Annotated in this window: 10 protein-coding genes, 1 tRNA gene and 1 pseudogene; 5 read left to right on the forward strand and 7 right to left on the reverse strand. The window is 57.9% G+C overall.

Annotated features, from left to right (window positions below; translation table 11 throughout):
* The first annotated feature begins 14 nt into the window (after positions 1-14).
* The 3 genes from nagB to rlmB all read left to right on the forward strand — a co-directional run bounded on the left by nagB (position 15) and on the right by rlmB (position 3,451).
* Positions 15-800: a glucosamine-6-phosphate deaminase gene (nagB, locus tag BMZ01_RS06855; RefSeq protein WP_092285811.1), complete on the forward strand. Its 786-nt coding sequence runs from the start codon at positions 15-17 to the stop codon at positions 798-800.
* Positions 801-1,038: 238 nt separating this feature from the next.
* Positions 1,039-2,445, forward strand: a complete 1,407-nt coding sequence (cysS, locus tag BMZ01_RS06860) for a cysteine--tRNA ligase (protein WP_092285813.1) — start codon at positions 1,039-1,041, stop codon at positions 2,443-2,445.
* A gap of 58 nt (positions 2,446-2,503) precedes the next feature.
* Complete coding sequence (gene rlmB / locus BMZ01_RS06865; protein ID WP_092285815.1) at positions 2,504-3,451, forward strand: 23S rRNA (guanosine(2251)-2'-O)-methyltransferase RlmB; 948 nt, start codon at positions 2,504-2,506, stop codon at positions 3,449-3,451.
* A gap of 4 nt (positions 3,452-3,455) precedes the next feature.
* On the opposite strand, the gene BMZ01_RS06870 is transcribed toward rlmB, so the two are convergent.
* On the reverse strand, positions 3,456-4,361 hold the full coding sequence (locus tag BMZ01_RS06870; protein WP_092285817.1) for a CE1 family esterase: 906 nt from the start codon (positions 4,359-4,361) through the stop codon (positions 3,456-3,458).
* Positions 4,362-4,504: 143 nt separating this feature from the next.
* Here BMZ01_RS06870 and BMZ01_RS06875 point away from each other — a divergent pair, with 143 nt between their 5' ends.
* Positions 4,505-5,644 carry a LacI family DNA-binding transcriptional regulator gene (locus BMZ01_RS06875; protein ID WP_092285843.1) on the forward strand — a complete coding sequence of 380 codons (1,140 nt, stop codon included), beginning with the start codon at positions 4,505-4,507 and terminating at the stop codon, positions 5,642-5,644.
* 37 nt (positions 5,645-5,681) lie between these two features.
* Here the strand turns inward: BMZ01_RS06875 and otsB are convergent, their stop codons facing one another.
* The 5 genes from otsB to thrE form a co-directional block, all read right to left on the reverse strand.
* Positions 5,682-6,437, reverse strand: a complete 756-nt coding sequence (otsB, locus tag BMZ01_RS06880; RefSeq protein WP_092285819.1) for a trehalose-phosphatase — start codon at positions 6,435-6,437, stop codon at positions 5,682-5,684.
* Between the two features lie 15 nt (positions 6,438-6,452).
* Positions 6,453-7,058, reverse strand: coding sequence for a fimbrillin family protein (locus BMZ01_RS06885; RefSeq protein WP_092285821.1), 606 nt, complete (start codon positions 7,056-7,058; stop codon positions 6,453-6,455).
* Between the two features lie 36 nt (positions 7,059-7,094).
* A complete protein-coding gene (locus tag BMZ01_RS06890; protein ID WP_092285823.1) occupies positions 7,095-8,585 on the reverse strand; it encodes an alpha,alpha-trehalose-phosphate synthase (UDP-forming) in 1,491 nt (496 codons plus the stop codon).
* Between the two features lie 113 nt (positions 8,586-8,698).
* The gene (locus BMZ01_RS06895; protein ID WP_092285825.1) at positions 8,699-9,037 is read right to left on the reverse strand and encodes a hypothetical protein; all 339 of its coding nucleotides are present in this window, start codon (positions 9,035-9,037) and stop codon (positions 8,699-8,701) included.
* Positions 9,038-9,090: 53 nt separating this feature from the next.
* Positions 9,091-10,605, reverse strand: coding sequence for a threonine/serine exporter ThrE (gene thrE / locus BMZ01_RS06900; protein WP_092285827.1), 1,515 nt, complete (start codon positions 10,603-10,605; stop codon positions 9,091-9,093).
* 115 nt (positions 10,606-10,720) lie between these two features.
* Between thrE and BMZ01_RS06905 the strand changes: the two genes are divergently transcribed.
* Positions 10,721-10,793, forward strand: a tRNA-Thr gene (locus tag BMZ01_RS06905).
* A 125-nt stretch (positions 10,794-10,918) separates the two neighbouring features.
* On the opposite strand, the pseudogene BMZ01_RS06910 reads toward BMZ01_RS06905, so the two are convergent.
* Positions 10,919-11,195, reverse strand: a pseudogene (locus BMZ01_RS06910) (IS1249 family transposase); the annotation flags it as partial.

Below are 11,195 nucleotides of genomic sequence, written 5' to 3' on the forward strand. Positions count from 1 at the left end.
GTTAAGGATTCTTCATGGAAATTCTCATTCGCGACACCCCAGAATCCGTCGCCCGCACCGCCGCCGATGTTTTTGCCGCCCATGTGCGCCCCGGCGCGGTCCTTGGCTTAGCCACCGGCTCCACCCCGGTAGCTACCTACAAAGAACTCATCTTCCGGGTAGAAGCCGGCAACTTAAGCTTCCGTGGCTGCCAAGCCTTCCTGCTTGATGAGTACGTGGGCCTGCCCAAAGAACATGAGCAGAGCTACCACTCCACCATCCGCCGTGAGTTCACCTCGCATATCGACATTGATGATGCAGACGTGCATGGCCCCGATGGCACTAACCCGGACCCGCATGCCGCAGCTCTTGACTATGAAAAGCAGCTGAAGAACTCCGGTGGGGTGGATATCCAAATCCTCGGGGTAGGAACCAACGGTCATATTGGTTTTAATGAGCCCAGCAGTTCTTTGAACTCGCATACCCGGCTTAAGACCCTGCACCCGCAGACTGTGGCCGATAATGCGCGCTTCTTTGATTCCGAAGAAGATGTGCCTCGCCACGTGCTCACCCAAGGTCTGGGCACCATCTCTCAGGCCAAGCACCTGATGTTGCTGGCCACCGGGGAGGGTAAAGCCGATGCGGTCCAGGCACTCGCGGAAGGCCCCTTAAGTGCTTTTTGCCCGGCCTCGGTGCTGCAATGGCATGAGCATGCCACGGTGATCTGTGATGAGGCTGCTGCCTCGAAGCTGGCGAACACGGACTACTATCGCTTCGCTGAAACCCACAAGCCGGAGTGGCAAGGCTTCGGAGGGCTATAAACCAATAGCCTTCGCCAAGGCATCCGCCCCATGGCTTCCGCCCCAAGGCATCCGCCCCAAGGCTTCCGCCCCATGGCTTCCGCCCCATGGCTTCCGCCTCGCAGCACGCACTCGGCCCAGCAGGGCCTCCGCCCCACACGGGGTCTCCGCGGTGCTGCGGGGCGCCCTCAGGACACCTCGGGGCACCCTCAGGGCACCTCGGGGCGCCTCCGTCTCTACGCCGACTAGACTAAACGCCGTGACACTACGCATCTATGACACGGCCACCCGATCGCTGCGCGATTTCATTCCACTCAAGGAAGGGCACGCATCGATCTACCTTTGTGGTGCCACCCCACAGGCACAACCACATATCGGGCATGTGCGCAGCGGTGTTGCCTTCGATATCCTGCGCCGCTGGCTACTAGCCAAAGGCTATGACGTTGCCTTCGTCCGCAATGTCACCGACATTGATGACAAGATCTTAAACAAAGCCGCCGAAGCTGGCCGCCCCTGGTGGGAGTGGGTATCCACCTACGAGCGCGAATTCACCTCCGCCTATAACATCCTCGGGGTTATGCCCCCATCAGTGGAACCGCGCGCCACCGGGCATGTCACCCAAATGGTGGACTATATGCAGCGCCTTATCGACGCCGGCTTCGCCTATGCCTCCGAAGGCAGCGTCTACTTCGATGTCAACGCCTGGGTTAATGCGCAAGGCAGTGACTATGGCTCACTATCTGGCAACCGCGTAGAAGAAATGGAACAAGGTGAACCCGATAACCGCGGCAAACGCGGCCCGCATGACTTCGCATTATGGAAAGCCGCCAAACCTGGTGAGCCCTCCTGGCCCACCCCCTGGGGCGATGGCCGCCCCGGCTGGCACCTGGAATGCTCCGCCATGGCTACCTGGTATCTCGGCGGCAGCTTCGATATCCACGGCGGTGGACTGGACCTGCAATTCCCGCACCATGAAAATGAACAGGCCCAATCTCATGCCGTTGGCGATGGTTTCGCCAACTATTGGATGCACAACCACTGGGTCACCATGGCCGGGGAGAAGATGTCCAAGTCCTTAGGTAATGTGCTTTCCGTCCCACATATTTTGACCATGGTGCGCCCCGTAGAGCTGCGCTACTACCTCGGCTCCGCGCATTATCGCAGCGTGTTGGAATATTCCGAGGAATCCCTCAAAGAAGCCGCCACCGGGTATCGCCGCATCGAGGACTTCCTCAACCGCGTCATCAAAGCCGCTGGTCAAGACATTGAGCCTTCCACTTGGAGCGAGGAATTCGCCGCCGCGATGGATGATGATCTCGGGGTGCCCAAGGCCCTGGCAACCATCCATAGTGCGGTGCGCGCCGGTAACTCCGCGATCGCTGCGGGTAATACCGAAGAGGCCGCAAACATTGCTGCACAGGTGCGTGCCATGACCGGCGTATTGGGAGTTGACCCACTGACCTGGCAGGATTCCTTAAACACCAATGCTGATGCGCACACCCATGCCCTGGATGTGTTGGTACAAGCGGAATTAGCGCGTCGTACCCAAGCCCGTGCCGATAAGGATTGGGCGGTTGCCGATGAGATCCGCGATCGCCTCATCGAAGCCGGCATTGAGGTCACGGACACCCCCGATGGCCCACAATGGTCACTCAAAAACGCATAAACCGAGCGCATCAGGCTAACGCCACACCAACAACTTTTTAGGACATAAACACACACTCATGGCTGGTAACGATAAACGCCGCGGCGGATTAAGGAAGACCAATAAAAAAGGCGCCGTGAAGGGAACCGGCGGCAAAAACCGTCGCTCCCTGCGCGGTAAAGGCCCCACCCCCAAAGCGGAGGAGCGCCCCTACCACGCCGCCTATAAGCGGAAGCAGCAACAACAACGCCGCGCCAGCGGCCGCCACCACCGCGAAGAAACCAATGAGCTCGTCGTCGGCCGCAACCCGGTCATCGAATGCCTCCACGCCAAAGTGCCCGCCAATGCGCTTTATGTCGCCCTGGGCACCGCCCATGATGATCGCCTCAACGAAGCCGTGCAGCGCGCCACCGCCCGCGGCATCCCCACCATCGAGGTGGAACGCGCAGAACTTGATCGCATGACCGGCAATGGCATGCACCAAGGCATCGGCCTAGAAATCCCGCCCTATAAGTACCACGATGTCCACGACCTTATCGGCGAGATCAAAGCCTCCGGCCAACCCGGCCTGGTAGTTGTGCTCGATAACATCACCGACCCCCGCAACCTTGGTGCGGTGATCCGCTCTGTGGCGGCCTTTGGTGGCCATGGCGTGGTCATCCCGGAACGCCGCTCTGCTTCGGTGACGGCCGTGGCCTGGCGTACTTCCGCTGGTACCGCAGCACGCCTGCCGGTAGCGCGCGCCACCAACCTCACCCGCACCATCAAGGAGTTCCAAAACTCCGGTTACCAGGTGGTTGGTTTGGATGCTGGTGGCCAGCACACCCTTGATACCTATCGCGGCGGCACCGATCCCACGGTGATTGTGGTGGGTTCTGAAGGCAAGGGCATTTCCCGCCTGGTGCGCGACAACTGCGATGTCATCATGTCCATCCCCATGACTGACTGGGTTGATTCCCTTAACGCCTCGGTCGCCGCCGGCGTGGTGCTCTCCGAATTCGCCCGCCAGCGGCGCCTAGAGCGCTAGCCGTTTAGAGCCCTAAAAAGCGCTGCACTTCATCCGCGGCACTCACACTCACACACCCCGGACCCAAACGCTCCGGCAGATCCGTGGTGCCGGGGATGACATGCCCCATCCCGCGTACCTCAATTAACTCCACCGGTGCCGCGGCTTCCCAGCGATGAATCCGCACCTCATCTGCTACCTGTTCTGGCGCCTGATAATCAAACTGCGCTAAATACGGGGCACGGGTTGGGGTCTCAACAATGGGGCCATGGGAACCATTAAGTTGCGCAAAGTATTGAGCATTTTCGAGAGCGGATAAACACTCGCCGCGCGCTGTTTCCGGTGTAATTCCTACCGCGCCTCCGCCAAACGGGGCATAAGGATCACGCGAGCCGTGAAAAGACAACACCGGTACTGGAACATAATTATCTACCCGCATTTCCGGAATACGATTATTTTCCGCCGGCATACTGGCCGCGAATAGTACCGCGGCAGAAAAGAAACCGGGTTGTTGATGGCATACTCGCATCACCATATGACCACCGTTGGAATACCCCATCCCAATGTTCTCCCGCAGGGAAGGGAAACGCTTACCCACGATCTCGGACAAAGCTAAAACAAACCCACAATCATCTACGCCAAGGCTGCGGGTTTTCTCCGGGAGGATCCTGCGGCCATCATTGAAATGGTGATGCACCCCATTGGGATAGATGAGTGCGGAGTTGGTGCGCTGCGCTAAATATTCGAAGGCATAACCGGTGAAGCGGCGGGCTAGTTGCGCGGATTGTTGGGATCCGTGGAAGAAGAAAAGCAGGCGTTCCGGCTGCGCGCTGGGGCTATAAAGTAGTGCGCTGCGCTCACCTACACGAAGGCGTTCGAGGGATTTTTCAGGCGGCGTTGCCGACAGCGCAGGGTAGGGGTAGAAGCTCACAGCCTCATAGTGTAGCGGTGCAGAAGTTTATTAAGAGAAGTCTTATACCTACTGCTCATAGGTAGGGGAGTTACTCATTAAGGGGGTAATTTGCCAATAGTATGACAGGCAAGTTTAGTAAACGTGCTGGTAATGTACGGAATATGGTAAAACGCGGCCAACGTCGTGGAACGCTTGCCTCCGTGGCAGCTCAGCTCGGAGTCTCGCGAACCACAGTATCCAATGCCTACAACCGACCTGAGCAGCTCTCGGCGGCCCTCCGGCAAAAGATCCTCGCTGCCGCTGAAGAAATGGGGTACCCCGGGCCGGATCCCACCGCGCGAAGTTTGCGCACCCGGCGCGCCGGGGCGGTAGGTGTGGTCTTAACCGAGCACCTCTCTTATGCCTTCGAAGATGCTGCGAGTGTGGAGTTCCTAGCCGGAATGGCGGAATCAACCTATGGCACAGATGTGTCTTTGAGTTTGATTCCCGCAGGACCCGACACCGCAAAACTTGATCAAGCCACCCAAATTGTCAACCGTGCGGTGGTTGATGGGTTTGTGATTTATTCAGTGGCGGAAAATGATCCGCACCTGAAATCCGTGATGACGCGGCATTCCCCGGCACTTATTGTGGATCAGCCTAAAGATATTCCGGATGCGGCTTTTGTGGGAATTGATGATAGAGAAGCCATTAAGCCCGCCGCCCAAGCATTAATTGATGCCGGCCATAAACACATTGGTATTTTGTCGATCCGGCTCACCGCAGAACGCCATAATGGTGTGGTCACCCGCGAGATTGTGGAAAACGCGGAATTACATGTGCAACGCGATCGCGTGCTGGGTGCCTTGGATGTGCTCGGCGAAGCCGGCATTGACCCGGATTCGGTACCGGTGATTACCCGGCACATTAATGATCCCGCGAATGCGAAGTCCGCGGCGAAGGAACTCTTAGAGCACTACCCAGAAACCACGGCGGTGCTGTGCACCACCGACTCCATGGCCTTTGGGGTGTTGGAGTATGCCGCCGAGCGCGGCATGAAGGTCCCGGAGGATCTTTCAGTAACCGGCTTTGATGGCACGCAGCGTGCGCTGCTGATGGACTTAAGCACCGTGATTCAGCCGAATAAGGCTAAGGGCGCTGCGGCGGGCAAGATGCTTAATGACATGATCGCGTTTGAAAATAATCGCGATTCCATTCCCGCGGAGCGCATTATGGATGGCCTGGTGCAGGCCCCCGGTGGGCGCAAGCTTTTACGCACGCACTACCACCCGGGGAGCACTGTCTGCCCGCCGCGCAGGTAGCGAGCTAGCGGGGTTGGTGGGCGTTGTTCTGGCGGGGCTAGTTCTGGCGCGCTGTGGCGAGTTCGCTGAGGAACTCACCCACCGCCGGGATATCCGGCAGGCGATAAACGGCGCGGGTATCCCCCTCGCCGACCTTGATCGCCACATCGGTGCTGCGCATCACCGCAAAGCCATTCTCATCGGTGCGATCATCACCTAAAAAGACCACCGCATCAGCCTCGAAATGCGCCGTGGCATCACGTAACCAGGTGCCCTTGGTGACATCCACCACGGAGAACTCCACAATGTTCTTGCCATGGGTGATGTGCGTGCCCTGAGCATGCGGGATTTTTAAGACCTGCTCGATGAGTTGGTCAGCCGCTGCTTGATCATCCATGGCTAGCTCCATCACATGCGCGCAGCGCTGGAAGGGCTTGTATTCCACAAAGGTGCCGGCCTGGCCTTCTAGGAGCTTTTCTAGCTCCGCTTCAATGCGGGCCAGCTCAGCTTCTTGGTTAGCATCCAAGCTCACGCCACCTAGTGGGTTTTCGGCGCCATGGGAGCCAACGCGCAGCACCCCAGGCATCTCGGGGCAGACTCGGGCTAGGCCTTTCAGGTCACGCCCGGAAAGCACCGCCGCAATGGTATCGGGGCAGGCCGCTAGTTGGGTGAGCGCATCTGTTCCGCGCTGGGAAACCGGCACATTGTAGGGGTCTTTATTAAACCCTGCGAGGGTGCCATCAAAATCTGAGACCACCAACAAGGTGCGGGCCTTAGCCAACGTGGGGATCTGGGAATGTGGGTTAAGATTCATCGCCTTGGGCTGCTTCTAGCGGGCCAGGCGGATGGCGGGGACATCCACACCATGTTCCCCAGCGGGGCGGCGCAGAAGCACTTCACGATCATTTTCCCAGACAATGTCGTACTTGCCGTGGAGCATATCGCGCATCACGTCATGGCTATGCAGCGCGGCACCCTCGCAACCACTCGGGGGATCTAAGTGCATGTGCTCGAAGATCACCTGGTGTGCACCATCAGCTTGGGAGGGGCGGTGGTTGGTGAGGAACTTAATTCGACCTTGGATCTGCGAGCAGCCGGTATTACCGGTAAGCGAGCTATCGCCGAAGACCAGGTTCACCTTGCCGGCCACTGAATCTGGGATATTGCTGGTTTCACCGGGGTGGCGATAAAGATCCACTACCTGCCAGGTGGGGCCGGCGAGTTTACCCATCGCCGCATCAGCTTCTGGGGTGGCATCATCTTGAGGTGCAGCTTCGCTGCTGGTCTCAGCTGCTTCGGTGGTGGGGGATTCCTTGACCGTGGTGGTTTGGGTGACCGACACGGATTCGGTGACCGTCGCCGGGGTGGAGTCATTGTTGCCGCAGGCGCTGAGGGCTAAGGCGGCCACGATGAGGATAGGGGCAGTGCGCTTCACTAGGGTTGTCTCTCCTTGTAAATCAATGTTGTATATCTAGGCTAGCGTCGAGCGCCCAGCTGTGTCCTCTAAGCAATCGAGGAAACTATTGGCCCAGAGGTGAACATCATGCTGACGGACCTGTTCAGATAAAGCCAGCATCCGGGTTTGGGCGCGATCAGGGTAGAGGCGAAGCTCTGTTACCGCATCAATCATGCGGCGTTTAATGGAATCCAAATCATAGGGGTTGCAGAGATGTGCTTGGGTGAGCTCATCTGCAGCGCCAGCGAATTCCGAGAGCACCAGGGCACCATCGCCTTCAGGATGGGCGGCCACGAATTCTTTGGCCACTAAGTTCATGCCATCTTTATAGGGGGTGACCAGCATAATATCGGCCAGGCGATAGTACTGGTTGAGCAGATCATGCGGCACACTGCTGTGCTGATAGTGCACCACCGGATGCCCAATCCGGCCGAAGCGACCATTAATGCGGCCGACAGCTTCCTCCACGCGAGTACGCGCTGTGCGGTATTGCTCAATTCGTTCCCGCGAAGGCGTGGCGATCTGCAACAACACCACGTCTTCAGGTTCTAGCGCGCCGGTTTCTAAAAGCTCTTCGAAAGCCAGGAGGCGCTGCAAAATCCCCTTCGTATAGTCCAGGCGATCAACCCCAAGGAAAATAATCTCCGGATCACCAAGCTGGGTGCGCAGGGTTTGAAGATCATCAGTAGGGGCATCTTCTTCGGGGATAGCAATGGAGATGGGGAAAGCCCCCACCCCTACCTTGCGGCCATCAGGGGCATCAATGGTGGCGGTTGCTTCCCTGATCCCTGCTTCGCCGTGGATCTCTAGGGCGGGAAGCCCAGTATGAGAGTTCTCCCCGGTAATGGCTGCTGCTAGGTGCAAGAAATTCACTGTATTGCCCAGCAGGTGGAAACCAATCAGATCTGCGCCTAAAAGCCCACGGAGGATCTCTTCACGCCACGGTAATTGGCGGTAGATATCTGGGGCGGGGAAGGGGATGTGGAGGAAGAACCCGATGCGCAGATCCGGGCGTAGTAAGCGCAGGATGCCGGGGACTAATTGCAGTTGGTAGTCCTGTACCCACACCGTGGCTTTGGGTGCGGCGAGTTCAGCGACTTGGCGGGCGAAGCGATCATTAACTTCGCGGTAGACCTCCCACCACTCCGGATCGAAAACGGGTTGGACAATCAGGTCGTGGTAGAGCGGCCATAAGGTGGCGTTGGAAAAGCCCTCGTAGAAACCCTCATAGTCGGTTTTATCCAAGGTGATGGGGTGTAAGGTGACGCCACCTTCGGTGACGAAGGGCTCGAGCTCCACATCGATTTCCCCGGGCCAGCCCACCCAGCAGCCGTGGTGTTCTTGAAGGACCGGGGAAAGAGCGGTGACCAGCCCACCGGGGCTGGGGCTTAGGGTTTGTTGCCCGTCTGGGTGGGTAACGATATCCACGGGCAGGCGGTTGGCCACCACAATAAAGGGGAAGGTTTCTGCGGGGCTATCTGCACTATGGTCCGCGCGGGTGTCCACTGAGGTGATCAGACTCCTAGACGCTATAACAGCTGTGAAAAAGCCCGTGACATGCAGTTTTGTTCACGTCGCGGGCTTTCGAAGAGAGGGGCTCTTAGTTCTTGAGAAGGGTCTTACTTAGTTGTCTTCTTGGCCGTTTTCTTAGTTGTCTTCTTCGTCGTCTTCTTGGTTGTCTTCTTAGTAGTTTTCTTGGTTGTCTTCTTGGCAGCCTTTTTGGTTGCCTTCTTGCGGGTGCGCTTCTTGGGAGCCGCGGTGGCTTCCTCGTGTTCAGCGGCTACGTGGCGGTAGATCAGGCCTTCCGGCTCTACACCCAACATGCACATCAAGGTGACGCCATCCATGAGGTCATCAGCGTAGGTGGCGACAATGCGGCGAGCGGCGCTAGCGGTCTCCGCTTCAACAGCGTGCAAAGATTCAGCACTAGGACGGGTGTCAGTTACCTTGGGCGGCAAGGATCCTCCTGAAGACGTGGGATACGGCCTGTCTAGTCTACTCCACCAGCAATTTAGTTGCTGCCGTAATGGTGGTGATGGTGATAGTGCGAGCTAAAACGTCCCCGCCTAAGCCCAGTATGAGCTGCGGTTTCCCGAGCTTTGCGGAAGGAATAGCGGCCCGCGCGACGAAAAGCGCGGTAGGGATTAAGTGTCGGAGGACGACGCAGCCGACGGGCACACCATTCACCCAACACCACACCAGCTGCCAAGCCACAAGAAATCGCCAGCGCCAAAGCAATATTGGTAAAGCCCACCAGAGTCTGCTCATGCAAAGCCGCATACATTCCGCGATACACCGTCAAACCAGGAAGCAGCGGGGTAATGCCGGAGATTGCGGTAATTAGCGGCGGAATTAAGAAGCGGCGGGCCAGCAAACCACCGGCAGCACCAATGATGATGGCGGCCATGGAGGAAGCAATAACCACGCCGGCACCATAGGGGATAAAGAGGAAATAATAGAAGATGGAACCCACCATGGCGCTCAGCCCCGAGATCACCACGGAACTCCACTCCGCATAACAACCAATCGCGAAGCCCGCGGCCGCCAACCCGCCACTGATCACACGGGCAGTGGAGCTATTGAAATTCGGGGCCGCCACGGTTTCTAGGGGTGGCAGTTGGATACCCATGAGTGCGGATAGCTGGATGCCAATACCCACACCGGCCACAATCGCGCCGGTAAAAAGCAGGGTTTCAAAGAAGCGGGCACTGGCTGTCACCGGTGCGCCGGTGATGCCATCTTGGAGGGATTGCACCAGGGTAAGGCCGGCGAGCATGACGATAATGCCTGAGGCGATGACCTGACTGGGGCGCACACTAAAGCCCACTTGGGTAGCTAGGTGGTAGGTGATGGCCGCAGGCACGGTGGCGATAATGCCGCCAAAAACATTTTGGAAGAAGACAGGTAGCTGGTGTTTTTGGAGCCAGCTACTGCACGCCATGATCACCACGGAAGTAATAAACGCCAGTGCGGCGACGAAGGCGTCACCGCCGAGCATGATGGCCACCGCGCCACCCATAAGTCCCCAACCAAAAAGCGCCATTTTGGGGCCATAAGCATTTGGGCGGTGCGCGAGCTCATCGAGGGTGGCCTCGGCAACCTCTGGGGGAGTGGCACCTGCTTGGATGGAGCGGATCAGGCGGTCCACTTCCGAGAGTCGGGAGAAGTCCGTGGAGAGGCCTTTGACTACGCGGAAAACACTGACGGGGGTTTTCTTGGTGGTGCCAATGGACGCGAAGATCGTGATGGTGTTCATCATGATGTCCACATGGCAGTAGTGCAGGCCATAGGCGGAGGTCACGGCATGGATCTGGGATTTGGTATCCGAGTTTGAGGTGCCGGAGGTAAGCAGAACTTCGCCGATGCGTGCAGCAAGATCCATGACGCCAGCAACTTGCGCTTGGTCCGTGAGATCAATGGGAGCAAGCGGGCTGGGCGGTGGTGCGGCTTTCGCCGCATCAATGGTGGCAATTCGGCCAGAGCTGGCAGAAAGGAAGTGCTTGAGTCGGTTCAGCAAAGTGGACACGGCGCGGCGAAACCCTTCAAGGGGCGGAGGTAATTGGGTACTTATCCTAAAGCATGCATCTTGGTAGGGCTTTTGGATATCACGGGTTGATGTCAGGTAGCATATCGGCGTCGCTGCTGGAGTGGCGCAATTGGTAGCGCAACGGTCTTGTAAACCGTAGGTTGCGGGTTCAAGTCCCGTCTCCAGCTCTGAAGCCCCAGGTGAAAAATCCCTGGGGCTTTTGCTTGTCGTAGAGCCTGAACTATGCGCAACCGTGGGTTAAGTAGCAAAATGTGTGCTTTTTCGGCGTGTCGCCGATTGGGCACACTTCTTGCTATTTCAGGGGTCCTTTTCGGATGCCGATCGAGTGTTGGTACTCGGTTGGGATAGCGTTGTCGTAGAAGGCTGGTCGACCGGTCTCCTGGTCGGCGTTGTTGTGGTCTTCTGGGACAAGATCTAGGACTTTGGCGAGTTGATCTTGTCCGAAATTGCACTGCCTGGCGATCTCTAGTGGGTCGTCAGGCAGTTGCGTTTTTGCCTGTAGGTACCACTCGAGCATTCGGCGTTGCCGTTCTCCTGTTCTGCCTCGGTGGGCATCCGCGATGCGTTTG

Origin of the sequence: Corynebacterium spheniscorum (assembly GCF_900113445.1) — a bacterium.
Lineage (GTDB): Bacteria > Actinomycetota > Actinomycetes > Mycobacteriales > Mycobacteriaceae > Corynebacterium > Corynebacterium spheniscorum.